Annotated in this window: 26 protein-coding genes; 4 read left to right on the top strand and 22 right to left on the bottom strand. The window is 64.0% G+C overall.

Features of this window, described 5'->3' with window-relative positions:
* Position 1 precedes the first annotated feature (1 nt).
* From rpoE to AC1RNN_RS01975, 10 genes are all read right to left on the bottom strand, one after another.
* Positions 2-625, bottom strand: coding sequence for an RNA polymerase sigma factor RpoE (rpoE, locus tag AC1RNN_RS02020; RefSeq protein WP_493086420.1), 624 nt, complete (start codon positions 623-625; stop codon positions 2-4).
* On the bottom strand, positions 622-1,086 hold the full coding sequence (locus AC1RNN_RS02015; protein WP_493086422.1) for a hypothetical protein: 465 nt from the start codon (positions 1,084-1,086) through the stop codon (positions 622-624). Before AC1RNN_RS02015 ends, rpoE begins: the two co-directional genes overlap by 4 nt.
* Positions 1,087-1,109: 23 nt before the next feature.
* Positions 1,110-2,354, bottom strand: a complete 1,245-nt coding sequence (fabF, locus tag AC1RNN_RS02010) for a beta-ketoacyl-ACP synthase II (RefSeq protein WP_493086423.1) — start codon at positions 2,352-2,354, stop codon at positions 1,110-1,112.
* Between the two features lie 157 nt (positions 2,355-2,511).
* Positions 2,512-2,751, bottom strand: a complete 240-nt coding sequence (acpP, locus tag AC1RNN_RS02005; RefSeq protein ID WP_087496857.1) for an acyl carrier protein — start codon at positions 2,749-2,751, stop codon at positions 2,512-2,514.
* A gap of 98 nt (positions 2,752-2,849) precedes the next feature.
* Positions 2,850-3,596, bottom strand: a complete 747-nt coding sequence (gene fabG / locus AC1RNN_RS02000; RefSeq protein ID WP_493086425.1) for a 3-oxoacyl-ACP reductase FabG — start codon at positions 3,594-3,596, stop codon at positions 2,850-2,852.
* Positions 3,593-4,543, bottom strand: a complete 951-nt coding sequence (gene fabD, locus AC1RNN_RS01995) for an ACP S-malonyltransferase (protein WP_493086427.1) — start codon at positions 4,541-4,543, stop codon at positions 3,593-3,595. The genes fabG and fabD overlap by 4 nt, the downstream gene beginning before the upstream one ends.
* Positions 4,544-4,593: 50 nt before the next feature.
* The gene (locus AC1RNN_RS01990) at positions 4,594-5,571 is read right to left on the bottom strand and encodes a beta-ketoacyl-ACP synthase III (protein ID WP_493086429.1); all 978 of its coding nucleotides are present in this window, start codon (positions 5,569-5,571) and stop codon (positions 4,594-4,596) included.
* Between the two features lie 28 nt (positions 5,572-5,599).
* Complete coding sequence (gene plsX, locus AC1RNN_RS01985) at positions 5,600-6,625, bottom strand: phosphate acyltransferase PlsX (RefSeq protein ID WP_493086430.1); 1,026 nt, start codon at positions 6,623-6,625, stop codon at positions 5,600-5,602.
* Positions 6,626-6,736: 111 nt separating this feature from the next.
* Positions 6,737-6,919 (bottom strand): 50S ribosomal protein L32, encoded by a 183-nt coding sequence (rpmF, locus tag AC1RNN_RS01980; protein ID WP_294768470.1) that lies wholly within the window; start codon positions 6,917-6,919, stop codon positions 6,737-6,739.
* Positions 6,920-7,035: 116 nt separating this feature from the next.
* Positions 7,036-7,587, bottom strand: coding sequence for a YceD family protein (locus AC1RNN_RS01975; protein WP_493086433.1), 552 nt, complete (start codon positions 7,585-7,587; stop codon positions 7,036-7,038).
* A gap of 25 nt (positions 7,588-7,612) precedes the next feature.
* Here AC1RNN_RS01975 and AC1RNN_RS01970 point away from each other — a divergent pair, with 25 nt between their 5' ends.
* Positions 7,613-8,215, top strand: a complete 603-nt coding sequence (locus AC1RNN_RS01970) for a Maf family nucleotide pyrophosphatase (RefSeq protein ID WP_493086434.1) — start codon at positions 7,613-7,615, stop codon at positions 8,213-8,215.
* Positions 8,212-8,994 carry an SAM-dependent methyltransferase gene (locus AC1RNN_RS01965; protein WP_493086436.1) on the top strand — a complete coding sequence of 261 codons (783 nt, stop codon included), beginning with the start codon at positions 8,212-8,214 and terminating at the stop codon, positions 8,992-8,994. Before AC1RNN_RS01970 ends, AC1RNN_RS01965 begins: the two co-directional genes overlap by 4 nt.
* 5 nt (positions 8,995-8,999) lie before the next feature.
* Here the strand turns inward: AC1RNN_RS01965 and AC1RNN_RS01960 are convergent, their stop codons facing one another.
* Genes AC1RNN_RS01960 through AC1RNN_RS01945 form a run of 4 tightly spaced genes read right to left on the bottom strand, consistent with a single transcriptional unit; the run spans position 9,000 to position 12,221 of the window.
* On the bottom strand, positions 9,000-10,046 hold the full coding sequence (locus AC1RNN_RS01960) for a S49 family peptidase (RefSeq protein ID WP_493086438.1): 1,047 nt from the start codon (positions 10,044-10,046) through the stop codon (positions 9,000-9,002).
* A 1-nt stretch (position 10,047) separates the two neighbouring features.
* Positions 10,048-10,428: a Rieske (2Fe-2S) protein gene (locus tag AC1RNN_RS01955; protein ID WP_493086440.1), complete on the bottom strand. Its 381-nt coding sequence runs from the start codon at positions 10,426-10,428 to the stop codon at positions 10,048-10,050.
* Between the two features lie 10 nt (positions 10,429-10,438).
* Entirely contained in the window at positions 10,439-11,113 is a 675-nt protein-coding gene (locus AC1RNN_RS01950; RefSeq protein ID WP_493086441.1) for an HAD family hydrolase, read from the bottom strand.
* Between the two features lie 25 nt (positions 11,114-11,138).
* Positions 11,139-12,221, bottom strand: coding sequence for an RluA family pseudouridine synthase (locus AC1RNN_RS01945; protein ID WP_493086443.1), 1,083 nt, complete (start codon positions 12,219-12,221; stop codon positions 11,139-11,141).
* Between the two features lie 495 nt (positions 12,222-12,716).
* Between AC1RNN_RS01945 and AC1RNN_RS01940 the strand changes: the two genes are divergently transcribed.
* On the top strand, positions 12,717-15,647 hold the full coding sequence (locus tag AC1RNN_RS01940) for an Rne/Rng family ribonuclease (protein ID WP_493086445.1): 2,931 nt from the start codon (positions 12,717-12,719) through the stop codon (positions 15,645-15,647).
* A 63-nt stretch (positions 15,648-15,710) separates the two neighbouring features.
* Here the strand turns inward: AC1RNN_RS01940 and AC1RNN_RS01935 are convergent, their stop codons facing one another.
* Genes AC1RNN_RS01935 through hemC form a run of 5 tightly spaced genes read right to left on the bottom strand, consistent with a single transcriptional unit; the run spans position 15,711 to position 20,869 of the window.
* On the bottom strand, positions 15,711-16,787 hold the full coding sequence (locus tag AC1RNN_RS01935) for a GGDEF domain-containing protein (protein WP_493086447.1): 1,077 nt from the start codon (positions 16,785-16,787) through the stop codon (positions 15,711-15,713).
* Between the two features lie 32 nt (positions 16,788-16,819).
* Positions 16,820-18,097, bottom strand: a complete 1,278-nt coding sequence (locus tag AC1RNN_RS01930; protein WP_493086449.1) for a heme biosynthesis protein HemY — start codon at positions 18,095-18,097, stop codon at positions 16,820-16,822.
* Between the two features lies 1 nt (position 18,098).
* The gene (locus tag AC1RNN_RS01925) at positions 18,099-19,154 is read right to left on the bottom strand and encodes a uroporphyrinogen-III C-methyltransferase (protein WP_493086450.1); all 1,056 of its coding nucleotides are present in this window, start codon (positions 19,152-19,154) and stop codon (positions 18,099-18,101) included.
* Complete coding sequence (locus AC1RNN_RS01920; protein ID WP_493086451.1) at positions 19,151-19,945, bottom strand: uroporphyrinogen-III synthase; 795 nt, start codon at positions 19,943-19,945, stop codon at positions 19,151-19,153. Before AC1RNN_RS01920 ends, AC1RNN_RS01925 begins: the two co-directional genes overlap by 4 nt.
* 3 nt (positions 19,946-19,948) lie before the next feature.
* Positions 19,949-20,869: a hydroxymethylbilane synthase gene (hemC, locus tag AC1RNN_RS01915; protein WP_493086453.1), complete on the bottom strand. Its 921-nt coding sequence runs from the start codon at positions 20,867-20,869 to the stop codon at positions 19,949-19,951.
* Positions 20,870-20,968: 99 nt separating this feature from the next.
* Between hemC and ppc the strand changes: the two genes are divergently transcribed.
* On the top strand, positions 20,969-23,791 hold the full coding sequence (ppc, locus tag AC1RNN_RS01910; protein WP_493086455.1) for a phosphoenolpyruvate carboxylase: 2,823 nt from the start codon (positions 20,969-20,971) through the stop codon (positions 23,789-23,791).
* 35 nt (positions 23,792-23,826) lie between these two features.
* On the opposite strand, the gene AC1RNN_RS01905 is transcribed toward ppc, so the two are convergent.
* From AC1RNN_RS01905 to AC1RNN_RS01895, 3 genes are read right to left on the bottom strand one after another with little or no spacing between them, the layout of a single operon-like run.
* On the bottom strand, positions 23,827-24,570 hold the full coding sequence (locus AC1RNN_RS01905) for a substrate-binding periplasmic protein (protein WP_493086457.1): 744 nt from the start codon (positions 24,568-24,570) through the stop codon (positions 23,827-23,829).
* Positions 24,571-24,584: 14 nt separating this feature from the next.
* On the bottom strand, positions 24,585-25,352 hold the full coding sequence (locus AC1RNN_RS01900) for a LytR/AlgR family response regulator transcription factor (RefSeq protein WP_493086459.1): 768 nt from the start codon (positions 25,350-25,352) through the stop codon (positions 24,585-24,587).
* Positions 25,349-26,386: a sensor histidine kinase gene (locus tag AC1RNN_RS01895; protein WP_493086461.1), complete on the bottom strand. Its 1,038-nt coding sequence runs from the start codon at positions 26,384-26,386 to the stop codon at positions 25,349-25,351. The genes AC1RNN_RS01900 and AC1RNN_RS01895 overlap by 4 nt, the downstream gene beginning before the upstream one ends.
* Between the last annotated feature and the right edge of the window lie 2 nt (positions 26,387-26,388).

The raw sequence follows: 26,388 nt of genomic DNA, 5'->3' as shown, positions 1-26,388 counted from the left end.
CCTACCAACGTTTGCCGGTCTGTTTTTCCAGCAGCGGCTTGACCTTGGCCGAAATCGCTTCACGGGCCCGGAAAATCCGGGAACGCACCGTGCCGATCGGGCAATCCATCGCCGCGGCGATCTCCTCGTAACTCAAACCTTCAATTTCACGCAAAGTCACGGCCTGGCGCAGCTCTTCAGGCAATGCCTCCATGGCCCCATTGACCACAGCCGCAATTTCCTTGGCCGCCAGCTCGGACTCCGGTGTCTCTTCTGTGCTTGGTTCGTATTTGGGGCCAGAAGTTTCATCCTCATCGCCAGAAGTCAGGAAACTGTCGCTCAACGTGGGGTTGCGCTTGAGATCGAGCAGGGATTTCTTGGCTGTATTGACCGCAATGCGGTAGAGCCAGGTGTAAAACTGGGCGTCTCCCCGAAACTGGTGCAGCGCGCGATAGGCCCGAATAAAGGTTTCCTGGGCAATATCCTCCACCAGATCCACATCGCGCACCATGCGCCCCACGAGGCGCTGAATCCGGCGTTGGTACTTCAGTACCAGCAGGCCGTAGGCCCGCTGATCCCCAGCCAGCGTGCGCTCCACCAGCAGCAAATCCGCATCATTGGGGCTCGACTCCGCGAAAGAGCTCATGGCAGGACCTCACGGGTCAACTGCGATGGCAAAGCGCCCGGAACCACGGCACCTGCCCGGTAAACCAAGGCCCTGCGCAGCGATCGCCAAGCCTGCGGTGTACCTTGCGCGCGCTCCAGCCACAACCAGATGGGCCTGGAATCTTCCAGCCGCAATGCCACCAGAACCATGGCCTGGGCATCCAGCGTCGTGTGCAGGGTCTGAACGGCCACGTCCGACCACCACCAGCGCTCACCGTCCCAGCGCAAATGGCCGACGGGGCTGTAGTACCACGCTCGTACGGCAAAAGCCCCAAGCAAACACACAAGCAGCATCTGGGCTGCGACAGCCATAGGGGAGAATTCGACACCCGAGGCCAGCCAAGGCCATGCCAGCACGGCCGGGACCAAGGCGACAGCCAAAGCCACAGCGTGCCAGCGCGAGCGCCCCACCGGAAAACTCACCGCGGGCGGCCCGTGCATGGTCCCTTGGGGCTGCGAGGCAATCAGACGCGCTTGAAGACCAGCGTACCGTTGGTACCGCCGAAACCGAAGTTGTTCTTCACCGCCACGTCGATTTTCAGATCCCGCGCCGTGTTGGCGCAGTAGTCCAGGTCGCACTCGGGATCCTGGTTGAAGATGTTGATGGTGGGCGGGCTCTTCTGGTGGTGCAAAGCCAGCACGGTGAACACCGACTCCAGACCGCCCGCGCCACCCAAGAGATGACCCGTCATGGACTTGGTGGAGTTCACCACCATCTTCTTGGCATGGTCGCCCAGCGCCGCCTTGATGGCATTGGATTCGTTCACATCGCCCAGCGGTGTGGAGGTTCCATGGGCATTGAGATAGTCGACCTGGTCAGGGTTCACACCCGCATTGCGCAGTGCGCTGAGCATGGCGCGGCGCGGGCCGTCCATATTGGGTGCGGTCATGTGGCCAGCATCGGCGCTCATGCCAAAGCCCGCGAGCTCGGCGTAGATCTTGGCGCCGCGCGCCTTGGCGTGTTCATACTCTTCGAGCACCATGACACCGCCGCCCTCACCCAGTACAAAGCCGTCGCGGTCCTTGTCCCAGGGGCGGGACGCGGTGGCGGGATCGTCATTGCGGGTGGACAGCGCACGCATGGCGGCAAAACCGCCAATGCCCAGCGGCGACACCGTGGCTTCGGAACCGCCGGCAATCATCACATCCGCGTCGCCGTACTCGATCATGCGGCCGGCTTCGCCAATGCAGTGCAGGCCGGTGGTGCAGGCCGTCACGATGGCAATGTTCGGGCCCTTGAAGCCAAAACGCATGGACACATGGCCTGCCGTCATGTTGATGATGGAAGCCGGCACGAAGAAGGGCGAGATGCGGCGCGGGCCGCGGTTCGTGTACTCGGTGTGCGTGTTCTCGATCATCGGCAGACCGCCGATGCCGGAACCGATCACGCAGCCAATACGGGTGGACTCTTCGTCGCCCAGAGCCTCACCGGTCTTGAGTCCACTGTCGTGCACCGCCTGCACTGCGGCTGCAATGCCGTAGTGGATGAAGGTGTCCATGGTGCGGGCTTCCTTGGAGTTGATGTACGACTCCAGATCAAAGCCGCGCACTTCGCCGGCAATCTTGCAGGCCATGGCGGACGCATCAAACTTGGTAATGGTGTCAATGCCCGACTTGCCCGCGAGCAAGTTGGACCATGCATCGGCCACCGTGTTACCCACGGGGCTGATACAACCTAAACCAGTAACTACAACGCGGCGACGGGACATAGGTTCAAGAATCCAGCTGTGTGTCAAAGAAAATGCCGCCAGACAGCGGCATGTGGTGCATCCGGGATGCTGGGTTTGGTTTCACGGCCCCAAGCCGTGGCAAGGGGTCATGAAACCAAACCCACGCAGCGCCTTTGTGAGGCACTGCCACGGGCCATCAGGCCTTCTTGTGGGTGTTGGCGTAGTCGATCGCGTTTTGCACGGTGGTGATCTTTTCCGCGTCTTCGTCGGGGATTTCGATGCCGAATTCGTCTTCCAGGGCCATCACCAGTTCCACTGTGTCCAGGGAGTCAGCGCCCAGATCGGCCACAAAGGCTTTTTCATTGGTCACTTGGGACTCTTCAACGCCGAGTTGTTCAGCAATGATTTTTTTGACACGGACTTCGATATCGCTCATGGGTTCCCTCTAAGGGTTGTAAAAGAATCCGAGATTTTACCCGTCCTAGAGATCTGTCTCTAACCGGGCCGCCGCTCAGACTTCGGCGGGGTTCGCATTTACATATACATGCCGCCGTTGACGTGGAGCTCCTGCCCCGTCACATAGCTGGCCTGGGGCGAGGCCAGGTAGGCCACGGCATGCGCGATGTCACCGGGCTTGCCCAGATGGCCCAGCGGAATCTGACCCAGCAGGGCTTTCTGCTGCTCTTCGGGCAGGCTGGCGGTCATGTCGGTCTCGATGAATCCAGGGGCGACGCAGTTCACGGTGATGTTGCGCGAGCCCAGTTCGCGCGCCAGCGCACGCGTCATGCCGGCCACGCCGGCCTTGGCCGCTGCATAGTTGGTTTGGCCGGGGTTGCCGGAGGCGCCCACCACCGAGGTGATGCTGATGATGCGGCCGTAGCGCTGCTTCATCATGGTACGCAACACCGAACGGCTCATGCGGAACACGCCCTTGAGGTTGGTATCGACCACGGCATCCCAATCGTCGTCCTTCATGCGCATGGCCAGGGTATCCCGGGTGATGCCGGCGTTGTTGACCAGCACATGCAGGCCGCCCTGCTCTTTGGCAATCGCGTCCACCAATGCATCGCCGGCAGCGCCGTCATTCACATCCAGCGTACGGCCATCGCAGCCGGGAAAGGCCGCCAGTGCTTCGCGGATTTTGGCCGCGCCGGCGTCGGACGTGGCCGTACCAATCACCTTGAGGCCCTTGTGCGCCAGTTCCAGCGCAATCGCGGCACCAATGCCACGCGAGGCACCGGTCACCAAGGCCACTTGGCCTTCAAATTTCACGTCAGTCATGCCAAGGCTCCCTTGTTTTCTTCCAGTGTGGCGGGGTCAAACAGGGCCAAGCCTGCCATTTCCGCATCAATGCGCTTGACCATGCCGGCCAGCACCTTGCCGGGGCCGCACTCTACCAAGGTCGTCAGGCCGCGGGCCTTGAGGGCCTGCACGCACTCCACCCAGCGCACCGGGCCAAAGGCCTGGCGGTACAAAGCGTCGCGGATGCGGTCCGCATCCACTTCCACGGCCACATCTATATTGTTGACCAGCGTGATCTGGGGGGCAGCGATCTCGATCTCTTCCAGACGCGCCTTGAGCTTTTCAGCCGCCGGTTTCATCAGGCTGGAGTGGAACGGGGCCGACACGGGCAACAGCAGCGCGCGCTTGGCGCCATTGGCTTTGAGGATTTCGCAGGCCTTGTCGACCGCGGCCTTGCTGCCGGCGATCACAGTCTGGGCGGAATCGTTGAAATTCACCGCCTCCACCACCTCAGAGCTGTTGGGGCCAAAAGCCCCTGTCGCTTCTGCGCAACCAGCTATCACTTTAGTAGCATCCATGCCCAGAATGGCCGCCATGGCACCTACGCCCACCGGCACCGCTTCCTGCATGGCCTGGGCGCGCAGGCGCACCAGCGGCGCGGCCTGGGCCAGCGTCAGGGAGCTAGCGGCCACCAGCGCGGAGTACTCGCCCAGCGAGTGGCCAGCCACAGCCTGCGGCGCCACGCCGGTTTCTGACATCCAGACACGGTAGGCCGCCACACCCGCCACCAGCATCACGGGCTGAGTGTTGGTGGTCAGGGCCAAGGCCTCCTTGGGGCCTTCATGGATCAGTTTGGCGACATCTTCACCCAGCGCATCCGACGCTTCGCGCAGGGTCTCGGCCACCACGGGGTGGTCGCCCCAGGCGTCCAGCATGCCTACAGATTGGGAGCCTTGACCGGGAAAAACAAAAGCAAAAGGTTTCATGGCGTTCACTATGAAATGAGGTCTAGCCCTCATGGATACTGCGCGAGCAGCTACAAAGTCAGGAGCACTGCACCCCAGGTGAAACCACCGCCCACGCCTTCGAGCATGAGGTTCTGACCGGGTTTGACCTGCCCCTGGCGCACCGCAAAGTCCAACGCCAGCGGAATCGAGGCGGCTGAGGTATTGCCATGCTGGTCCACCGTCACCACCACTTTATCCATGGGAAGTTTCAGTTTCTTGGCAGTGCTCTGCATGATGCGGATATTGGCCTGGTGCGGAATCAGCCAATCAATGTCTGCTTCCGTCTTGCCGGCCTTGACCAGCGTGGCGCGAGCGGCATCTTCCAGAACGCCCACGGCCAGCTTGAACACGGCTTGGCCATCCATCTTGAGCAAGGGATCACCCAGGATATGGCCATTGGCCACGTGGCCGGGCACGCACAGAATGCCCACGTGCTTGCCGTCGGCATGCAGGTCGCTGGCCAGAATGCCGGGCGTATCCGAGGCCTCCAGCACCACGGCACCTGCGCCGTCACCAAACAGCACGCAGGTGGTGCGGTCCTGGAAATCCAGCAGGCGGGAGAACACTTCGGCCCCCACCACCAGTGCCTTGTTGGCGGCGCCGGACTGGATCATGGCATCGGCCACGGTCAGGGCGTAGACAAAACCGCTGCAGACAGCCTGCACGTCAAACGCCGCGCCGCCGTTGGCGCCCAGCTTGTTTTGCAGAATGCAGGCGGTGGAAGGGAACACCATGTCCGGGGTGGACGTGGCGACGATGATGAGATCAATGTCCTTGGCGTCCAGACCTGCGGCCTGCAGCGCTGCCTTGGAGGCTTCGAAGCCCAAGTCGCTGCTATAGACGCCGTCGGCCACAAAGTGGCGGGCGCGGATACCGGTGCGCTCGACGATCCACTCATCGGAAGTCTCTACCCCCCGGCCGGCCAGCTCGGCCACCAGATCGGCATTGCTCAGCCGGCGGGGAGGCACATAGCTGCCTGTGCCGGTAATACGCGAATATCGTCTCATTGGGTGTTATGGCAGACACCCGTTCAGGTTAAGGCGTTGCGTCGGACGGGGCCAGCAAAGGCGCCGCGTGGGCAATGCGGACCTGAACGCGGTCCAGCAAGTTGTTGCGGGCTGCATCATACGCCCGGTTCAAGGCATTGCTGAATGCCAGCGTGTCGGCCGAGCCATGGCTCTTGAACACCAGGCCGCGCAGGCCCAGCAGCGCCGCGCCGTTGTAACGACGGTGGTCGACGCGATTTTTAAGAGCTGTTAGCACCGTATAGGCTGCAATAGCCGCCATTTTGGTGAAGATATTTTTGGAGAACTCGGCCTTGAGGAAGTTGCCGATCATGGACGCCAGACCTTCACTGGTCTTGAGGGCCACATTACCGACAAAACCGTCACACACGACAATCTCGGCCTTGCCCTTGAAGATGTCATTTCCTTCGACATTGCCAACAAAGTTCAAATCTCCGGACTTGGCCGCATTTCGCAACAATTCGCCAGCTTTTTTGATGACTTCATTGCCCTTGATGACTTCCTCACCAATATTGAGCAGACCCACCGAGGGCGATTCGTGGCCGGTCAGCACCGACACCAGGGCCGAGCCCATGACGGCGAACTGCAGCAGATGCTCTGCAGTGCAGTCCACATTGGCACCCAGATCCAGCACCGTGGTGGCGCCGCCTGTGGCATTGGGAATCTGGCCCGCAATCGCCGGGCGCTCGATGCCGTCCATGGTCTTGAGGATATAGCGCGATATCGCCATCAGCGCACCGGTGTTGCCAGCCGACACGGCCGCCTGGGCTGCGCCGTCCTTGACCTGCTGGATGGCTACACGCATCGAAGAGTCCTTCTTCTTGCGCAGCGCTACCTCCAACGGGTCGTCCATGGTGACGACCTCGGTCACCGTGACCTGCGTGGCACGGGGATGGGAAAAGCCCTGCAGTGCTTCGGGCAAGCCCACCAACACCAGGGCGGCATCAGGGTGCTGATCCAGAAACTGGGTGCAAGCAGGCAAAGTGACCTGGGGGCCGTGGTCGCCTCCCATGCAATCTACGGCAACAGTGATCATGCAGTCTTCATTCCAACGACTGGGACGTCAAACATCCAGTGTAAGGGCCATAAATGACAAAAGCCCGACGCTACAGCTCTGTAGCTTCGGGCTTTGGCGGATTCAGGCGAATCAGGCTTCGGACTTGGTCTTCAGCACCTTGCGACCACGGTAGAAACCGGTGGGGCTGATGTGGTGACGCAGGTGGGTTTCACCGGTGGTGGGTTCCACGGCGATACCAGGCACGGTCAGCGCATTGTGCGAACGGTGCATGCCGCGCTTGGAAGGAGATTTCTTGTTTTGTTGAACGGCCATGACGGGCTCCTGAGCAAAAGTGCTGCACAGGGTGGCAACACGGTTAGGTTGGTTAAAAGGCAAAACGGCGCAGGTTTTGCGCGCGAAGCCTTGGATTATAGCCCAAAGCTGGCCACCTAGCCAAGCCCCCGGTCCTTGAGCTTTTGCAGCACGGCAAACGGATTGGGTTTCTCCTCGGAGGCGCCTCCCTCGAAATCGGGATCCACCGCCTCCAGCTTCACGGCCTGGGGGCAGGTTTCGTGCTTGGGCACGGCCGGAATGGCCATGAGCAACTCGTCCTCCACCAGCTCCAGCACATTGAAGTGGCGACTGGCCACCAGCACGTCTTCCTCGGATTCTTCATCCTCCACCTCGGCCAAGGCCTCGGTTGCCACAAAACGGAAATTGCGCTCAAAGTCTACGGGTACCGCCACCGGGCCCAGGCAACGCTGGCAGGTCAGGGTCAGGGTGGTGCTGCCGCGCAGGTGCAACCAGGGCTCGTCCACGCCGGCCGCATCGGTCCTCACCGAGCCGGTAGCAGCAAACTGCACCTGCACGCCCTCGGGAGAGGCCTCGGTTTCTTCACGCAGGCGCTCAAAGCCGCCCAAGCGCTCCTGGCCCGCGAGCTGGCTGCCTGCCTGTGCAAAGGCCGTGATGTTCAGGCTCAATGCCGAATATTCATGTGTCATGGGCGCAGTGTAAGAGAATCGCCCCATGCAAAACACCGCTTCCCGCGCCCTCATTCTGGGCTCTACCTCCGTCTACCGCCGCGAACTCATGCAACGCCTGCGTGTGCCATTCACGGTAGCTGCTCCCCATGTAGACGAAACGCCCCAGCCCGGCGAAACACCGGTCGCGCTGGCTCGCCGCCTGGCACTGGCCAAGGCCCGGGCCGTGGCCGCCCAGCACCCCGAGGCTGTGGTGATTGGGTCCGACCAGGTGGCCGACCTGGACGGCGAGCCCCTGGGCAAGCCCGGCACGCACGAACGTGCCGTGGCTCAGCTGCAAAAAATGCGCGGCAAGACCGTCATCTTCCAGACCGCCGTGGCCGTGGTCTGCCAGGCAAGCGGCTTTGTGCAACAGGATCTGGCTCCGGTGCGCGTGGTGTTCCGCGACCTGAGCGATGCTGAGATCGAGAACTACCTGCGCGCCGAAACACCGTATGACTGCGCGGGCAGCGCCAAGAGCGAAGGCTTGGGCATTGCGCTTCTGGAATCCATTGACAACGACGACCCCACCGCCCTGGTCGGCCTGCCACTGATACGCACCAGCCGGATGTTGCGCGCCGCCGGCATCCCCTTGCTGGGTGCCGCATGAGCAACGCCGCCACCAAGGGCACGCTCTACCTCGTCCCCGCGCCGCTGGACTTTGGCTGCGCCAGCCAGAGCCCGCTGGAACACAGCCTGCCCCAGCAGACGCTGGCCGTGGCTGCCCGGCTGCGCCACTGGGTCTGCGAAAACGCCAAGAGTACGCGTGCTTACCTCAAGCGCGTGGACGCCAGCCACCCGCTAGGCGTAGCCTTACAGGAACTGGCTATTCAGGAACTGCCGCGGGAAGTCCACAAGAAAGGTGACCACTTGGCCGGAGCCGCAGGCAGCTTTGATGCCAAGCCCCTTCTGGACGCCGCGCTACAAGGCCATGACGTGGGACTGGTCAGCGAGGCCGGGATGCCGGCGGTGGCCGACCCGGGCTCGTCCGTGGTGCGGGCCGCGCACGAGCTGGGTTTGCGCGTGGTGCCGCTGGTGGGCCCGGTTTCGCTGCTGCTGGCACTGGCCGCCAGCGGCCTCAACGGCCAGAACTTTGCGTTTGTCGGCTATGTGCCGTCCGACGCGGCCGAGCGCACCAAACGCATCAGGGAACTGGAATCCCTGGCACTCAAGACAGGTCAGACCCAGCTCTTTATAGAGACGCCCTACCGCAATACGGCGCTGCTGCACTCGCTACTGCAGACCCTGCAACACAACACACGGCTGGCAACGTCGAGTGGACTGACACTGGAAACCGCGGCCACCCACAGTGGCTTGGCCAAGCAATGGAAATCAGCCGGGTGGGCGCTGGACAACGCCACGCCCACCGTATTTGCGATCGGCCGCTGAATCTTCTAGTGGATGGCAGGCAAAGAACGTAGCGCACGCACGGCACCGTCGCCAATGGCGGCGCCAAAGCGCTTGGCCAGACGTTCAGCCACATTGTCCTTGCGGGTGTAGTCGATGATCTCTTCGGCCTTGACCACTTCGCGGGCGACATAGTCCAGATTACCCAGTTGGTCCGCCAGGCCCATCTCAATGGCCTGCTGACCGGTCCAGAACAAGCCGCTGAACATCTCGGGCGTTTCTTTCAGGCGCTTGCCGCGGCCTTCCTTGACCACGCCGATGAACTGCTGGTGGATCTGGTTGAGCATGGCCTGGGCGAAGGCGCGCTGCTTTTCGGTCTGCGGGCTGAAGGGGTCCAGAAAACCCTTGTTCTCGCCTGCCGTCAGAAGGCGGCGCTCCACGCCCAGCTTGTCCATGAGGCCGGTGAACCCGAAACCATCCATGAGCACGCCAATGCTGCCCACGATGCTGGCCTTGTCCACAAAGATCTCGTCGGAGGCCGCAGCGATGTAGTACGCGGCCGAGGCGCAGGTTTCTTCCACCACGGCATAGACCGGCTTGTTGTGCAGGGCCTTGAGGCGCTTGATCTCGTCGTTGATGATGCCGGCCTGCACCGGGCTGCCGCCGGGCGAGTTGATCAGCAACACCACGGCCTTGGCGCCGTTGTCCTCGAAAGCGGTGCGCATGGCAGACACGACGAATTCCGCGCTGGCGTCAGCGCCCGCGGCAATTTCGCCCTGGATGGCCACCACCGCCGTGTGGGGGGTGCTCACATCGGCCGAGGTGCTGCCTTGCTGCAGGCCCAGCCACACCAGCACCGACAGAAAGCCCAGCCAGGCCAGGCGGATGCCGTTGCGCCAGCGGCGCGCCGCGCGCTGCTCCACCAGCGCAGCCATGGCCAGCTTCTCCAGCGTGGCGCGTTCCCAGCCCGGCGCCTGGGTGCTGGCACCCGCGCCGCTTGCTATGTTATTGATAGCTGCTTGCGCAAAGTCCGTGGGGGCTTGGGGCGGATTGAGCGTGGAATCGTTCGAAGACGGGAAAGAGGGTTCGGACATATCAGAAAGCAACAGGTTGCAGGTTATGGGCAGTATGCCAGTGCACGACACCGTCCGCCTCGGTCAGGGCAATGGGGATCAGTCCACCACGACAGGGGCCGGTACGGCACTGGCCGGTTTGCGGGCTGTACATGGCGCCATGGGTCGCGCAGATCAGCCAGTGGCCGGTCAGGTCAAAGAATCGGTTGGGCTGGTAGTCCATCTCCATGGGCACATGGGAGCAACGGTTCAGGTAGGCGTAGACCTTGCCGCCATAGCGGATGGCAAAGGCATAACAGGTCTGACCGCAGTACACCACGTCAAAGGGAACGGCCAAGCCACTGTTGACCAGGTCCGCGCTATTGCACAACGCATGGGCTTGGCCGGCGGGTCCCAGGGTCATCGCGGATTCCTTATGCGTGATCCAGCAGCCAGGCGTGCAGTTCGGCCACCGAGTGCGCCACGTGCAAAGGACGCAGGGCTTCAAAGGTCGAGGGCTCGTGGGCGCCGTAGCTCACGCCCACGCTGGCGCAACCGGCATTCAGTGCCATTTGCAAGTCGTGCGTGGTATCACCAATCATGAGCACGCGCTCGGGCGGTACGCCAAACTCGGCCATCAGCTCCTGCAGCATCAACGGGTGGGGTTTGCTGGCGGTCTCGTCCGCCGTACGCGAGCCGTCGAACATGCCGCGCAGCTGCACTGCGTGCAGCACCTCGTTGAGCCCGCTGCGGCTCTTGCCCGTGGCCACGGTCAGCAAGTGACCACGCGCCTTGAGCGCGTCCAGCATGGGCAACACGCCGTCAAAGAGGCTGATGTCGTTCTGGTGCTTCACGTAGTGGTACTTGTAGCGTGCGCCCAGTTCGGGGTACTTTTCCTTGGGCACATCGGGCGCCGCATGGGCCAGCGCCTGCATGAGGCCCAGGCCAATCACGTAGGCCGCGTCCTTGGTACTGGGTACGGTGCCGCCCACATCAGCAACCGCGGCCTGGATGCAGCGGGCGATGATGGCGGTGGAGTCAAAGAGGGTGCCGTCCCAATCGAAGGCGATCAGGTCGAACTGGCGGGGGCGGGAAGAAGCACTGGACATGGCAGGAGTATCCACGCAAGCAGGATCACGCTGCGGCTGGCAGGGCATGGGCCAGAAAGCCGGCCAGCTCCGGCGGCAGTTCGGCCGTCAGCTCAATCTTCTCGCCGGTGAGCGGGTGCTTGCACTGAAAGCGCCAAGCGTGCAGAAACATGCGCTTGAGCCCGGCGGTACCTGCGGTGCGGGCCAGCTCCTTGTTCAGGTCAAAGTCGCCGTACTTGTCATCCCCGGCAATCGGCATGCCTTCGGACGCCAAATGCACCCGGATCTGGTGGGTGCGCCCGGTCTTGATAGTCACTTCCAGCAGGGAATAGCCGCGCTGGCCGGTGGCGTCTGCCTCCGCCGGCACACCCGAATGCCCCCGCACCTTGACCAGGGACAGGGAGTGCATGGCGTCGGGGTGGCTCTTGTCCACCACCTTGACGCGGCGCTCGCCTGCCTCCGCACCCTCTTTGCTGGGCAACAGGTACTTGTGCAGGGACTTGTCCAGCACCTTCTTATTGGCGGGCCATTGCCCCACCACGAGAGCCAGATAGGTTTTGCCGGTTTCGCGCTCCCGGAACTGGTCCTGCAGGTTTTTTAGCGCGCTGCGCTTCTTGGCCACTAGCAGGATGCCGCTGGTTTCCCGGTCTAGCCGGTGTACCAGCTCCAGAAACTTGGCTTGCGGCCGGGCCATGCGCAACTGCTCGATCACGCCAAAACTCACGCCCGAGCCACCATGCACGGCCACGCCCGCCGGCTTGTCAATGATCAGCAGGTGCTCGTCCTCGAACAGAACAGCAAAGTCCTTGGCGGGCGCCCGGCCGGCCGACTGGGCGACCTGCACTTCGCGCGCCATGGTCTGGGTTTTCTGCTCGGCCCGCTCGGACACGCGCACCGGCGGCAGACGCACCACGTCGCCAGCTTCCACCCGGGTGTCGGCGCTGGCGCGCCCCTTGTTGATCCGCACCTCGCCGCTGCGGATGATGCGGTAGACGTGGGTCTTGGGCACGCCCTTGAGCTGGCGCATGAGGAAGTTGTCCAGGCGCTGGCCGGCACTGTCGTCGTCAACAGTCACGGATTTGACTTGCGGCAGGGTTGAGGCCGGATTGCCCCCTATAATGTGTTTCACTAGCGACGCGCCGTAAGTGGTTGATTTGTCTGGAGTTTAGTCCACACCCCACAAACCGCTGCGCTGGAAGGTCGATGCCGCCACGCTGCCCTGCTTGCAAATCACACGCCACTTGCCTGTGATGGCCCGCAAACAGCGCGGTCAAGCCGACGAATTGAAACCCTGAAACGGAATACCCCAAGTTCGCAAGCCAGCGGTTTGCGAATGGAATGAAACGAGATGTTTGTGTTGCTGAGCCTGATGAACTTGTGCCTGCGGAGCGTCTACGCCCCGTTGGGTGGCACATATCGGCCTGCAGCCCCGGTACAACCTGCGCAACGAGCTACCCTTTTGATAGCAAGTTCACAAACCCATCCCCTCGTCCCCATCCCTGCGCCTACGCTTCGGCACCTCGTGTGACCTGAAGTTCTCCGGCAATTCCACCTCACTTCAATTCGTCAGTCCGGCACCGTACGCCCATTTCGGGCATGTGCTTATTGAAGAAGGATGCAACCCATGAAACGGATGCTGATCAACGCCACGCAGGCTGAAGAACGCCGCTTGGCCATCGTCGATGGACAAAAACTCCTCGACTACGAAATCGAAATTGAAGGGCGCGAACAGCGCAAGGGCAATATCTACAAGGCCGTCGTCACCCGCGTCGAGCCCTCCCTGGAAGCCTGCTTTGTGGACTACGGCGAAGACCGCCACGGCTTTCTGCCCTTCAAGGAAATCTCCAAGATGTACTTCAAGGAAGGCGTGTCGGCTTCGCAAGCACGCATCCAGGACGTCATCAAAGAAGGCCAAGAGCTGCTGGTCCAGGTCGAAAAAGAAGAACGCGGCAACAAAGGTGCAGCCCTGACCACCTTCGTGTCGCTGGCCGGCCGCTACGTGGTGCTGATGCCCAACAACCCGCGTGGCGGTGGCGTTTCGCGCCGCATCGAGGGCGACGACCGTGCCGAGCTCAAGGAAAACATGGACCAGTTGGAATACCCCAACGGGATGTCCATCATCGCGCGCACCGCCGGCATCGGCCGTAGTGCCCCCGAGCTGCAGTGGGACTTGAACTACCTGCTCAAGCTCTGGTCCGCCATCGACGGCGCCGCCAAGGGTGGCAAGGGCGCCTATCTGATTTACCAGGAATCCTCCCTGGTGATCCGCGCCATCCGTGACTACTTCAACCACGACATTGGCGACATCCTGATCGACACCGATGACGTGTACGAACAGGCCCAGCAGTTCATGGCCCACGTCATGCCCGAACACGCAGCCCGCGTGAAGCGCTACCGTGACGACGCACCGCTGTTCAGCCGCTTCCAGATCGAACACCAAATCGAATCGGCTTACGCCCGCACCGTGAACCTGCCTTCTGGTGGCGCCATCGTGATCGACCACACCGAAGCCCTGGTGTCCGTGGACGTGAACTCGGCCCGCGCCATCAAGGGCGGCGACATCGAGGAAACCGCCACCCGCACCAACCTGGAAGCCGCCGACGAAGTGGCCCGCCAGATGCGCCTGCGCGATCTGGGTGGCCTGATCGTGATCGACTTTATCGACATGGAAGAGTCGCGCAACCGCCGCGAAGTGGAAAACCGCTTGCGCGACGCGCTGCGCCAGGACCGTGCCCGCGTGCAGTTCGGCACCATTTCCAAATTCGGCCTGATGGAAATGAGCCGCCAGCGCCTGCGCCCGGCCCTCTCCGAAGGTGCATCCATCCCCTGCCCGCGTTGCGGCGGCTCCGGCCATATCCGTGACACCGAAAGCTCGGCGCTGCAGATTCTGCGCATCATCCAGGAAGAGTCCCTGAAGGACAACACAGCCTCCGTAATGTGCCAGGTGCCCGTCGATGTCGCGTCCTTCCTGCTGAACGAAAAGCGTACCGAGATCGCCAAGATCGAACTAAAACAGCGCATCAACGTGCTGATGGTGCCCAACAAGACGCTGGAAACGCCCAACTACAAGTTGGAGCGCCTGAAGCACGACGACCCGCGCCTGGACCACATCGAAGCCAGCTACAAGATGGCCGACGACATGGAAGAGGCCACCGGTGTGACCCGCCGTTCGCAAGAGCCCACCAACAAGCAAACCCCGGTGATCAAGGGTGTGTTGCCCGACGCACCGGCGCCCATTGCCCCTCCAAAGCCCGAACCCGTGAAGGCCGCCGCGCCCGCACCAGCGGCCAAGCCTGTGGTAGCGCCTGCAGCGGCCAGCACTGGTTTCTTTGGCTGGATCAAGGGCCTGTTGGGTCTGGATACCGCCGCCCCTGTGGCCGCTCCTGCCCCCGCTGCCAAGACCGAAGAAAAGCGCGAAGGCCGTGATGGCCGCCGCGACGGCAACCGCAACCAGCGTGGCGAACGCAATGAACGCGGCAACAGCCGCGGCGGCCGCAACGAGCGTGGTGAAAACCGCGAGAACCGTGCACCGCGTGAAGACAACCGCGAAGCCCGTGCCGAAGGCCAGGGCGAACGCGGTGATCGCAACGGCCGCAACCGCAACCGTGGTGAACAACGTGGCAACCAGCGCACCGAGCGACAGGATAGTCAAGTGCAAGCCGGCGCAGCAGCAGCGCAGGATGTGCAGATCAACGCCGAAGCCCCCCGCAACGAAGCCCGCCAGGAACGCGCACCGCGCGGTGAAGGCCGTGGCCGTAACAACCGGGGTGAAGGCCGTGGCCCGCGTGAAGACCAGGCCGACCGTGGCCAGCAAGATGTGCGCGCCGAAGGCCGTACCGACGAGGCTGTGGATGCAGCCGCAACTGAACTGAACGGCGAAGCCCGCCGCGAAGGCCAGGAAGGTCGCGAAGGCCGTGGCCGCAACCGCAATCGCCGTGAACGCGGCGAGCGCGGTCCGCGCCAAGACGAAGGCACACGCACCGACGGTGACCAAGCCGCACTGGCTTTTGCCGACACCGCGCCGATCGCCAACGAAGGTGGCGAAGAAGCCACAGCCTCTGCTGAGCCCCGCGCCCAGGGCGAAGGCCGTGAGCGCCGTTCGCGCGACCGCTATGGCCGCGATCGCGGTGACCGTGGTGACCGTCCCCCCCGCCAGGAACGTGCAGAAGCCGCACCGATCGAAGGTGAATCTGCACCCGTGGCGCTGCAGGTCGAGGCAGCGCCTGTTGCCGCCGCCCCTGCCGTGGTCGCTGCTCCCGTAGCTGCCGCAACCCCTGCCCCCGCCACTGGTGGCATGCCCAAGGTACAAGGCTATGCCCTGCCCACCGACTCGCTGCAGCAAGTGGCCGAGCAATCGGGTCTGCAATGGGTGAACTCTGACGCCGCCAAGATCGCTGCCGTTCAGGCTGCGATTGCCGCCGAACCCAAGCCCGTGCATGTGCCACGCGAGCGTCCCGCTCCAGTAGCGCTGGACGACCGTCCGCTGGTGCTGGTGGAAACCCGCCGTGACCTGCGCAATATGCAACTGCCGTTTGAAGAAAACGCAGCCAGCTAAGCAGTCAGGCGAAATAGAAAAGGGGCACCACGGTGCCCCTTTTCCTTGGCCGCTACACCGGCATCAAAAGATGTCGACAGCGCCTATCTTCTGCACATCGCCAAACAGGCCCTTGCGCACCAGCTCCGCATGGCTGAACACCTTGTTGCGGCCGTTGTTCTGCGCGTAGTCCACCGCGCGCTCGGCATGCTCCAGCGCCGTGCTGGGGGAGTCATCGGGCGTGATGCGGGTGAAGCCCGCGCAGACCGTCACGCGCCCCACCTGCGGGAAGTTGAACTTTTCGATGTTGGCGCGGAAACGCTCAAACGCCGCCAGCACCAGCGCCTCGTCAGGGCAGTGCATGAGCACGGCAAACTGCTCGCCACCCAGACGGTAGAGACGGTCATAGGTGCGGAAGGTGTTGTTCATGATGCGCGCCACCAGCAGCAGAACCTCTTCGGCAATCAGGTGACCGTTCTTGTCGTTGAGGATGCCGAACTGGTCAATGCTGATGGTGCCCAGCCAGTAGTTGGGGGGCACACGGTGGCGGCGCTCCTGTCCGGGTGCCACGGCAACCTGTAGGGCGGCAGTCTGGGCGTCAGTGATCTCGCCCAGTTCGTCCAGCACGGCGCTGTAAAAGGTGTCGTCCAGGGACTTGCGGTTGAGCAGGCCGGTCAGTGCATCACGGTCGCTGTAGGCCAACAGCCGGTACATATTACGAAACACATGCTGCACATCGGCCAGGGTGGCCAACTGCGCCTCGGTCAGCGGAGATGCCGAATGAATTTCCAGCGCGCCCTCATCGTCGGTCACCGACTCGGCAAACAACGGGAAATACGTGATGCGCGGCCCGTCTTCACCGGCCCACGCGATCTCCACACGTTCGCGCTCCTGCATGGCGCGCAGGCGGTCCCGGTTATCGTCCAGCAGGGGCAACTGGTTGAAATCCACCCGCAAAGGATCCACTACCTTGCCGCCGCCTTTGGCATCGAGCGTAGCGATCTGGAGCCAGCGCTTGACGCCTTCCTCGCTGATCACCCGCGCCACGATGACGCGCTGGATCGGCAGCAGGTCGATCAATGCCTTGGACAAGGTGAGCTCCAACAGATCGCGGTCCCGATGGTCCGTGAGCTTGATCAGATGGTCTATGAGTGTGGCCATGGGGCGGATAATAGCCCCGAAACTTCAGCGCGTCACGCTTTGGCGGCTTCCCTGTAGGCTTGCGCTGCGGCACTCGCATCCTGGCGCTGTTCGGCCATTTCGGCCAGCGCGCGCCAAGCGTCGCGCTTGAGCTCCGGGTCCTTCAGCATGCCCAGCGATTGGCGCAGCATCTGCTGGGCTTTGCCCCACAGGGCCAGGCGCGCGCACATCATCCCGGCGAGGTATTGCAACAGGGGGTCACCCGGGTTGCTCAGTTGCAGCGATTCGATGCGCTGGAGCCAGGCGGCATCCGGTGCGCCACTGTCCTGGGCAAAGCCCTGCTCCAGCACGCGCACCACGCGTACACGCAACGGCAGCCCCAGGGCATCCAGGCGCTCGCTCATGGCCGTCCACAAGGGCAACACCCACAGACGCGACATGGCAACATCGCCACCCAAGAGCAGGCAGCGCTCAGCGGCCTCCAGCGCCACCTCGGGCATATGCCGCTCGGCCATATCCAGACTTTCCCAGGCGCGCTGCAGCTGCACCGGGTCGTGGGCGGCTCGCAGAATTTCCAGAGCCAGTCCGCGCGCGATACCGGCACCCGCCACTTCGGAGAAGGCACGGTGTTTGGTCAGCAAACGCACGGCATCCAGCGCAGCCCGCGACTGGCCCGCCAATCGGGCCGCCTTCAGGCGCAGGCGCATGGCAATGGTGCGCCGTGCCGTCCCTTGGGGTAGCTGGTCCAGCCACTCCAGCGCGGCATTGGCGTCCCGGTCATCAAAGGACCAGCGCGCGGCGCGCATGAGCACGCCGTCCCGGCTGTCCTGCGCATTGCTGGGGCGCGTCATCTCCAGGGCACTCTGGAAGTGTTGCTCGCGGCGGCTGCGGTCCTGCAGCGCATGGGCACTCTCTGCCGCAATCAGGTGCGACATGGTGCGCAGGCGCAGGCCATGCGCGGTGTGCTCTTCGCTGCTGCGCTGCGATTCTTCCAGCGTGACCACCAGTTCAGCCGCCTTGCGGGCCCGCACAAAGCGGCCGGCGACGAGGTGGGACAGCGAATCGAGCAGCGCCACATGCATGGCGCGCTCCTTGTAGAGCAGGCGCCAGCGCTTGGCCTGCACCGGAATGTGCAAAAGGCCGGAGAGCGCGCGCAACGCCAGGTGCAGAGTCACAAAAGCCAGGGCCAGCAACACCACCACCAGATTGAGCGACAGATCGACCCGGTACGGCGGCCAGTACAGGGTTACCGTGCCCTGGTTATTGCCGGCAAACAAGGCGGTGGCCACTGCCACCGCAAACAGGGCCAGGAGCCAGAGTGCGGCCCGCATCTCAGCGCCCCGCCGCGGCCGTGGTCAGCGCCGCAAAGGTGTCGTCGATGCGCGGCAGCTCCAGCGAACGCATCTGGCCCTGCAACTGCTGCAGCAGGGCTTGCGCGGCCTGGGTCTTGCGCGAAGAGCCATCGAAGTAGCGCACCATGGCGGTGTAGGCGGTGGCCAGATCTGCGCGGGCCGAATCGCTGTGACGGGTGAGCAGGCCCAGGCGCGCATTGAGCAGGCGGAGTTTGAGGTTCTCGCGCAGGAAAAAGGATTGCTCAGGCGTCAGCAGCGCCGCCTCAGGGGCGTCGATGCGGCTTACACGTACCAGCCCCTGCAGTTCGGCGTGCACGATGGCCACGGAGCGACTCCACCAACCCGCCACAGACTCAGCGTCCTTGCGTTTAAGGCTCTCGGCCGGGCGCGACTGGGCCACGGCGTTGGCCACGGGCAGGTCGTCGGCCATCTGCACCAGTTCGTCGAGCTTGACCAAGAGTGCAGGCAGATCGGCCAGGGCGGTCGCCTTGATGCGGGCCACATCCTTGGCAATGGCGCGCTGCACAGGCGTAAGGCGCGGCTGGGCCGCACGGGTAATGCGGAGCTCGGCGGTCTTGAGCGCAGCCAGCAGGGGTTCTGCACTGCCGGTGAGCTGGGCCTGCTGCTGCGCCAGACGCAGCGAGGACTCGATATCCACCACCAGGTTTTCGTCACGCGAACGCGAGAGGCTTTGCATCAGCTCCTCAAGCTGGGTGCGCTGCAGCGACACCTCGCTCAGGCGAGCCTCGGTCATGGCTAGCTTGGCGGCCGTATCAATGGCCAGTTCCTGCGCCTGGCGTGCGGTGGCTCGCGCCTCGGTGGCCTGGGTGCCCGCATCGGCGCTTTGGCGCGCCAGTTGCTCCTGGATGGTGCTGAGTTTTTGCCATAGCAACCCACTACCGAGCACCCCCACAACCGCCACCACAGCCACACCGCGCAGCAGACGGCGCGAAGACTTCACGGCAGGCAAGAGGGCAGCAGGCGGCGCCTGCTCAGCAGGAGAGGGTTCGACTGGGGCGGCAGACTCGGCGTTCATTGCAGCGATTCTATCGACGCCATCAGGGCCGGCAGCGCGGGGCGTGACTCGCACACTACACCGAAGCCGGCCTCGCGTGCCGCCTTGCCGATGCGCGGATGCGTCACCACCGCGCGTGCGTCCTGCCACATCTGGGCCGGGCACTGGGCCTGCAGGTTGGCAATCGCCTCCGAGCTGCTGAACAACCACACCGTGCCGTCACTGGCTGCCTGCCGGGCCAGTTCCTGCTGCCGGGCGTCCAGAAGCGGCTGGCGGCGCTGGTAGGCGACCACAAAGTCCACCGTGGCGCCTGCCGCCGTGGCCTGACGGGCAAACCAGTCGCGGCCCACGCCCTCATCACTGGCGCCACCGTCCTGCGTGGTGCCACGCACGATCAGCAGGCGAAACCCCGCACGTACCTGCCCGCGCACCACGCGCCACAGGGCCTCGGAGTCAAATTGTCCGGCCCCGTGGTCGGGCGAATCGATCCAGGGAGCCTCGGCGCCTGCGCGCAGCAGCGCCGAATAGCTGCCGGGGCCGGTCACATATGCTCTTATTTTGGTAGCTGCTTGCGCAGTGAATACGGGGGCTAAAGCCGGTTTTAATGCAAAAAAATGATCCACTGCGTTGCGACTGACAAACATCAGCGCGTCCCATTGCCCGATGTGCGCCCAGGCCTCCTTCACGGGCTGGGCCTGGGCCGCCGGCAGTACGTCAATCAGCGGCAGGCTCTGGGCCTGGTAGCCCGCGTTCCTGAGCGTGGTGACCCATTGTTGCGCCTCACCCTGGGGCCGGGTGACGATGACGCGCATGGCTCAGGCTCCGCCCGCGGGCAGCGCACGCACACCGGCCTGCAGTTGCCGCGCCACCCCCTCGCCCAAGGCGACCGCGTCGTCCAACTGCGCCACCGGCCCCTGCGTCTGTGCCGTGACCAGGGGGTGCCGCCCCTCGGCATCGCCCCAGGCGGCACGGATATGCAGTTGGTCGTCGGCCAGCGTGGCGTACGCCGCCAGGGGCATGGAACAGCTGCCGCCCATCATGCGGCTGACTGCGCGTTCCGCCGCTACGGCCAGCCAGGTGGGCTGGTGGGCCAAGGCGGCCAACGCCTCGGCCACATCACTGCGGCCCTCACGAATCTCGATGCCCAATGCGCCCTGCCCTGCGGCAGGCAGCATCTGCTCGGGGCTGAAGACGGCGCGGATGCGCTGGGCCAGGCCCAGACGCTTGAGGCCGGCGGCGGCCAGCACAATGCCGTCGTAGAGGCCATCGTCGAGCTTGCGCAAACGGGTGTCGAGGTTGCCACGCAGGGGCTCAAAGCGCAGATCGGGGCGCAGCGCACGCAGCAGGGCCACGCGGCGCAGGCTGGAGGTACCGACCACGGCACCATGCGGCAGCGCATCCAGGTTGTCGTAGCGGTTGGAAACCCAGGCATCACGTGGGTCTTCGCGCTCCATCACGCAGGCCAGCTCGAAACCCTGGGGCAATTCCATGGGCACGTCCTTGAGCGAGTGCACGGCGAGGTCGGCGTGCCCCTCTTCCAGAGCCACTTCAAGTTCCTTGACGAAGAGGCCTTTGCCACCGACCTTCGAGAGTGAGCGATCGAGGATCTGGTCACCCTTGGTGGTCATGCCCAGAAGGGTCACCGATGCGCCTTGTTGCTCCAGCAGCGTTTTGACATGTTCGGCCTGCCAGAGGGCGAGCCGGCTCTCGCGCGTGGCGATCGTAAAATTGCGCACAATCGTACCCAGTTGGTAATCGGAAGAATGCCTTCGATGCTAGCATGGGCTCGATCCTTGCTTCGTCCGAAGCGCCCTCCCACTCCCATCTCCGAGATCATGAACAAAGCACCTGCCGCAGAGTCGGCCAAGCGCAGCAAAGATAACGAACGGCCCCTGGTGGAAGACATTCGTCTTCTGGGCCGCATTCTGGGTGACGTGATTCGGGAGCAGGAGGGTGTGGAGGCATTCGAGCTGATCGAACAGATCCGCAAGCTGTCCGTCGCCTTCCGTCGCGATGCCGACCAGGAAGCCGACAAGGCGCTGAAGAAGCTGCTCAAGGGTTTGAGCGGCGACCAGACAGTGAGCGTGATTCGTGCCTTCACCTACTTCTCGCACCTGGCCAATCTGGCCGAAGACCGCCACCACATCCGCCGCCGCGCCATCCACGAACGCGCCGGTGACACGCAAGAAGGCAGTATCGAGGTCGCCATGTCGCGCCTGCGCTGGGCTGGCATTGCACCGCGCACCATCTCGCAGACCCTGGCCCAGAGCTACCTCTCGCCCGTGCTGACGGCCCACCCCACCGAGGTGCAGCGCAAGAGCATTCTGGACGCCGAGCGCGACATCGCCCAGTTGCTAACCACGCGCGACGAAATCAAGCTGCGCGCCACGCTGGTGGACAGCAAGAAGGATGCGCTCACGCCCAAGGAGCTGGCCGCCAACGAGGCGCAGATGCGCGCCCGCGTGATGCAGCTGTGGCAGACCCGCCTGCTGCGTTTCTCCAAGCTCACCGTGGCTGACGAGATCGAGAACGCGCTGAGTTACTACGAGTCCACCTTCCTGCGCGAGATTCCCAAGCTCTACGCCGATCTGGAGGAAATGCTGGGCAACCAGCCCGTGCACAGCTTCCTGCGCATGGGCCAGTGGATTGGTGGCGACCGCGACGGCAACCCCAATGTGAGCGCGCAAACGCTGGAATACGCGCTGCGCCGCCAAGCTGAAGTAGCCCTGCGCCATTACCTGACCGAGGTGCACCGCCTGGGTGGCGAGCTGTCCATCTCCGCCATGCTGGCAGACTGCACGCCCGAGATGCAGGCCCTGGCCGAGCGCTCGCCTGACCAAAACGAGCACCGCAAGGATGAACCCTACCGCCGCGCGCTGACGGGCATGTACGCGCGTCTGGCCGCCACGCTCAACAACCTGACGGGTACCGAGGCCGCCCGCCATGCCGTGGCCCCGCAGAACCCTTACCTGCTGGCCCAGGAGTTTGTGGCCGACCTGCGCACCATCGAGGCCTCGCTCAAGGCCCACCACGGCGGCGCCCTGATCAAGCAACGTCTGCACCCGCTGATCCGTGCCGTGGAAGTATTCGGTTTCCACCTGGCCACCGTGGACCTGCGCCAAAGCTCCGACAAACACGAAGAGGTCGTGGCCGAGTTGCTGGCGACCGCCCGTGTGGAAGCCAACTACAGCGCGCTGGACGAAGCCGCCAAACGCAAGCTACTGCTGGGTCTGCTTAACGACGCCCGCCCGCTGCGCGTGCACGGCGTGGCCTACTCGGCGCATGCCCAGGGCGAGCTGGCCATCTTTGCCGCTGCCAAGGTCATGCGCGAACGCTTTGGCAACGACGCGATCCGCCACTACATCATCAGCCACACAGAAACCGTGAGCGACTTGCTCGAAGTGCTGCTGCTGCAGAAGGAAGTAGGCCTGGTGCGTGGCACGCTGGACGCGCAGGCCACGGCCGACCTGATCGTCGTGCCGCTGTTCGAGACCATCGAAGACCTGCGCAACGCCGCGCCCATCATGCGTGACTTCTACGCCTTGCCAGGCATTGCCGACCTGGTCAAGCGCAGCGGTGCCGAGCAGGACATCATGCTGGGCTACTCCGACTCCAACAAGGACGGCGGCATCTTCACCAGCAACTGGGAGCTGTACCGCGCCGAGATCGCACTGGTGGAGCTGTTCGACGAACTCGACAAGCAGCACAAGATCCAGCTGCGCATGTTCCACGGCCGCGGCGGCACCGTGGGCCGCGGCGGCGGCCCCAGCTACCAGGCCATCCTGGCCCAGCCTCCCGGCACCGTGCGCGGCCAGATCCGCCTGACCGAACAGGGCGAGGTCATCGGCTCCAAGTACGCCAACCCCGAAATCGGTCGCCGCAATCTGGAAACCCTGGTCGCCGCCACGCTGGAAGCCACGCTGCTGCAACCCACCAAGTCGGCCACCAAGGCCTTCTTGGAAGCTGCGGCTGAACTCTCCAGCAACAGCATGGCGGCCTACCGCGCGCTGGTGTACGAGACCCCCGGTTTCACCGAATACTTCTTCGCCTCCACGCCGCTGCGCGAGATTGCCGAGCTGAACATCGGCTCGCGCCCCGCATCGCGCAAGGCCTCGCAGCGCATTGAAGACCTGCGCGCCATTCCCTGGGGCTTCAGCTGGGGCCAGTGCCGCCTCACGCTGCCAGGCTGGTTCGGCTTTGGCTCGGCAGTGCAGAAGTTCATCGGCAGCGGCACTGCGGCCGAACAGAAGGAACGCACCGCCCTGCTGCAGAAGATGTACAAGCAATGGCCCTTCTTCGGAACCCTGCTGTCGAACATGGACATGGTGATGGCCAAGAGCGACCTGGCCCTGGCCTCGCGCTATGCCGAACTGGTGGGCGACGCCCGCCTGCGCAAGAAGATCTTTGCCGCCATCGAAACCGAATGGCATGCCACCGCCCAGGCGCTGGCCACCATCACCGGCGAAAAAGGCCGCCTGGCCAACAACGCCGCCCTGCAGCGCTCCATCCGCCACCGCTTCCCCTACATCGATCCGCTGCACCACCTGCAGGTCGAACTGGTGCGCCGCTACCGCGAAGGCAAGGCCGATGAGCGCGTGCAGCGCGGGATTCACATCTCCATCAACGGGATTGCAGCGGGGCTGCGCAACACGGGCTGAAGCGACCCGCGCAGCGGCGGAGCGTGGGGGCCCAATTACTTCCAGCGCGCTTCTATCCGGGTGTACTCGCCCGATTTGTGGATCTTGTCCAGCCCGGCGTCAAACCGGGCGATGACAGACTCCAGCCCCGGCTGCTGCTTGGTAAAGGAGATGTAGAGCAGCGGCTCCACCAGCACGCCGCGCTGGACAAAACCCTGTCCGAGTTCAGGGTGCACGCGGCCGATTTCCCGGGCCACGCGGTCATACACCAGCGCGTAATCCACGCGCCCAGCCACCAGTTTGCGCAGAGAAATCAGGTCGGAGGCGGACACCTCGCGCACCATGCGCGGGTCGTTGTCAAAGGCATCGCCATAGTCGTAGCCATTGGTCACCCCCACACGGAGGCCCGGCAGGCTCTCCAGGTCCACTTTGCCTGCAGGCCCGGCCACACGGCCGTAGATGCTGATGCGGGCCTTGAACAGGGGCCGCTTGTGCCAGAGGTAACGGCTCTCGGTGCGCGCGTCGCGCAGGGTGTCGAAGCAACCCGCCAGCGTGCCGTTCTCCACTTCCTTCATGCAACGCGCATAGGGCAAGGGCACCAGCTCCACATCCATCCCCGCTGCCGCCCAAGCGGCGCGCGCCACGTCGACAGCGAACCCCATGGGCTTGCCGTCCACCACGTAGGAATAAGGGCGCCAATCGTCTTCAGCACCAATGCGGATGCGCTGGGCCCAGGCGCCAGCACATAGCGCTAGCCCCGCAACACCGAGCAGGGCCTGCAGACCCCAGCGATGCAGCAAGGGGCGGCACGCCCTCATTGGGTGATCAGGCCCCGCACGGTAGCCAGCTGGCGGCGCGAGACCGACAGCAACTCGTCCACCCCCTGCAGCCGCACGGCCCAGCCTTCGCCCTCTTCCGCGTCGTAGTGCTTCTCCAGCGCACGGATGGCCCAGCGGGCCACGATGGCATTGCGGTGGATGCGCAGGTAGTGCTCGGCGTACTTGGATTCCAGATCGTTGAGCGCACCATCCAGGATGTAGCTGCGCGCGGCAGTACGCACGGTGATGTACTTGAGCTCAGCCTTGAAGTACAGCACCTGCTGCAAGGGCACGCGCTCGGTGCGGTGGCGTTCCTGGATGACCAGCACCTCGTCGGAGACAAAAGCGCCACCCAGCCCCGATGGAATCTGCGCAAGGCGCTCCGCTTTTTGTAGAGCCATCTGCAACCGTTCCAGCCGCACGGGTTTAGTCAGGTAGTCGGCGGCCTCCAGATCGAAGGCCTGCAGCGCGTGCTCGGCATGCGCGGTGACGAACACCACCACCGGCGGATGCGCCAGGGTCTTGAGGGTCTGGGCCAGCATCAGGCCGTCGGCACCGGGCATGTGGATATCGAGGAACACCACGTCCACACGGTGGCTGCGCAACAGTTCCATGGCCTGGCTGGCATTAGCGGCCTCCGCCACGACGTCAACAGCAGGTTGTTGACAGTCGCCCAGCAGGGTGCGCAGGCGCGAGCGGGCCAGGGCTTCATCATCGACCACCATCACCTGCGGGCGACGCGTCAGGTGGTTGCTTGCCGTCATACGGGGAACTCCATGCGAACCTGGTACACACCATCCTTGAGCCCGTAGCGGAACTGGGCCTGCACATCATGCAGCAAGGCCAGCCGGTCCTGCACATTGCGCAGGGCCAAGCCATGGCCTTCGGAGCCCTGCCCGGCCGGGACCGTGTTGGTGACCTTGAGCACCACGGTGGAGCCGCGCCGCTGGGTCGACACCCGCACCGACGCACCCGTGGCGCTAGGCTCCACGCCATGGCGCACTGCGTTTTCCACCAGTGGCTGCAGCAGCAGCGGCGGCAGGCGGGCGCCATCGGCTGCAGGGTCCAGCGCCCATTGCACCTGCAAGCGCTCGCCAAAGCGCACCTGCTCGATGGCGAGGTAGCGCCGTGCCAACGCGATTTCGTCGGCCAGGGTCACGGCCGTGCCCTGGTCCATCAGCGCGTGGCGGAACAGGTCGCTGAGGTCTTCCAGCAGCGCCTCTGCCTTGGCCGGCTCGGCGCGCACCAGCGCAATGGCGCTGTTGAGCGTGTTGAACAAAAAATGTGGGCGGATGCGCGACTGCAGCTCTGCCAGACGCGCGGCCGTATCGGCTGGAGTGCGGCCCTTGGCGCGCATGACCAGGGCCGCCACCAGAACGGAAGACAGGAGCACGCCGCTAAATGCACTGGCCACCCAGGGTGCGTCCTGAACTAGCCCGGAGAGTGCCAATAGACCGCAGCCATACAGACCCGCCACCGCCCCCAAGGTGACCGCGGCGCTGTACTGCGCGGCAGGCCGCAAAGTGGCCAACCAGCGCTTCGCGGCACAGGCAGTCAACAACCAGGCCAAGGTGGCGGGCAAAGTGCCGCCGGTGATGAGGGACAGCCGCATGACCCAATCCCACCAGGTGTTGGCGGCAAACATGGCTGCCACCGCCACGCCCAGCTCCACAAACAGCACCGCGCGCAGCACCACCCCCATCTGGCAGGCATCGAACACCAGCACCGGCGCGTGGGCTTCGGGCGCAGGTGCCGGAGCCAGTTCCTGGAAGGTCGATAAAATTTGGGTGTCCTGCATGT

Source organism: Rhodoferax sp. GW822-FHT02D07 (assembly GCF_058802405.1).
This window is presented reverse-complemented; position numbering and strand designations above follow the sequence as displayed.

Excerpts from the sequence above, each read along its gene's own strand:
- AC1RNN_RS01960 (WP_493086438.1), bottom strand. The coding sequence starts at position 10,046 with ATGTCCGAACCCTCTTTCCCGTCTTCGAACGATTCCACGCTCAATCCG.
- AC1RNN_RS01990 (WP_493086429.1), bottom strand. The coding sequence starts at position 5,571 with ATGAGACGATATTCGCGTATTACCGGCACAGGCAGCTATGTGCCTCCC.
- ppc (WP_493086455.1), top strand. The coding sequence starts at position 20,969 with ATGAACAAAGCACCTGCCGCAGAGTCGGCCAAGCGCAGCAAAGATAAC.
- AC1RNN_RS01955 (WP_493086440.1), bottom strand. The coding sequence starts at position 10,428 with ATGACCCTGGGACCCGCCGGCCAAGCCCATGCGTTGTGCAATAGCGCG.
- AC1RNN_RS01965 (WP_493086436.1), top strand. The coding sequence starts at position 8,212 with ATGAGCAACGCCGCCACCAAGGGCACGCTCTACCTCGTCCCCGCGCCG.
- plsX (WP_493086430.1), bottom strand. The coding sequence starts at position 6,625 with ATGATCACTGTTGCCGTAGATTGCATGGGAGGCGACCACGGCCCCCAG.
- fabG (WP_493086425.1), bottom strand. The coding sequence starts at position 3,596 with ATGACTGACGTGAAATTTGAAGGCCAAGTGGCCTTGGTGACCGGTGCC.
- acpP (WP_087496857.1), bottom strand. The coding sequence starts at position 2,751 with ATGAGCGATATCGAAGTCCGTGTCAAAAAAATCATTGCTGAACAACTC.
- AC1RNN_RS01935 (WP_493086447.1), bottom strand. The coding sequence starts at position 16,787 with ATGGCCACACTCATAGACCATCTGATCAAGCTCACGGACCATCGGGAC.
- AC1RNN_RS01925 (WP_493086450.1), bottom strand. The coding sequence starts at position 19,154 with ATGAACGCCGAGTCTGCCGCCCCAGTCGAACCCTCTCCTGCTGAGCAG.
- AC1RNN_RS01950 (WP_493086441.1), bottom strand. The coding sequence starts at position 11,113 with ATGTCCAGTGCTTCTTCCCGCCCCCGCCAGTTCGACCTGATCGCCTTC.
- fabD (WP_493086427.1), bottom strand. The coding sequence starts at position 4,543 with ATGAAACCTTTTGCTTTTGTTTTTCCCGGTCAAGGCTCCCAATCTGTA.
- AC1RNN_RS01900 (WP_493086459.1), bottom strand. The coding sequence starts at position 25,352 with ATGACGGCAAGCAACCACCTGACGCGTCGCCCGCAGGTGATGGTGGTC.
- AC1RNN_RS01895 (WP_493086461.1), bottom strand. The coding sequence starts at position 26,386 with ATGCAGGACACCCAAATTTTATCGACCTTCCAGGAACTGGCTCCGGCA.
- AC1RNN_RS02015 (WP_493086422.1), bottom strand. The coding sequence starts at position 1,086 with ATGCACGGGCCGCCCGCGGTGAGTTTTCCGGTGGGGCGCTCGCGCTGG.
- rpoE (WP_493086420.1), bottom strand. The coding sequence starts at position 625 with ATGAGCTCTTTCGCGGAGTCGAGCCCCAATGATGCGGATTTGCTGCTG.
- fabF (WP_493086423.1), bottom strand. The coding sequence starts at position 2,354 with ATGTCCCGTCGCCGCGTTGTAGTTACTGGTTTAGGTTGTATCAGCCCC.
- rpmF (WP_294768470.1), bottom strand. The coding sequence starts at position 6,919 with ATGGCCGTTCAACAAAACAAGAAATCTCCTTCCAAGCGCGGCATGCAC.
- AC1RNN_RS01940 (WP_493086445.1), top strand. The coding sequence starts at position 12,717 with ATGAAACGGATGCTGATCAACGCCACGCAGGCTGAAGAACGCCGCTTG.
- AC1RNN_RS01920 (WP_493086451.1), bottom strand. The coding sequence starts at position 19,945 with ATGCGCGTCATCGTCACCCGGCCCCAGGGTGAGGCGCAACAATGGGTC.
- AC1RNN_RS01970 (WP_493086434.1), top strand. The coding sequence starts at position 7,613 with ATGCAAAACACCGCTTCCCGCGCCCTCATTCTGGGCTCTACCTCCGTC.
- AC1RNN_RS01975 (WP_493086433.1), bottom strand. The coding sequence starts at position 7,587 with ATGACACATGAATATTCGGCATTGAGCCTGAACATCACGGCCTTTGCA.
- AC1RNN_RS01930 (WP_493086449.1), bottom strand. The coding sequence starts at position 18,097 with ATGCGGGCCGCACTCTGGCTCCTGGCCCTGTTTGCGGTGGCAGTGGCC.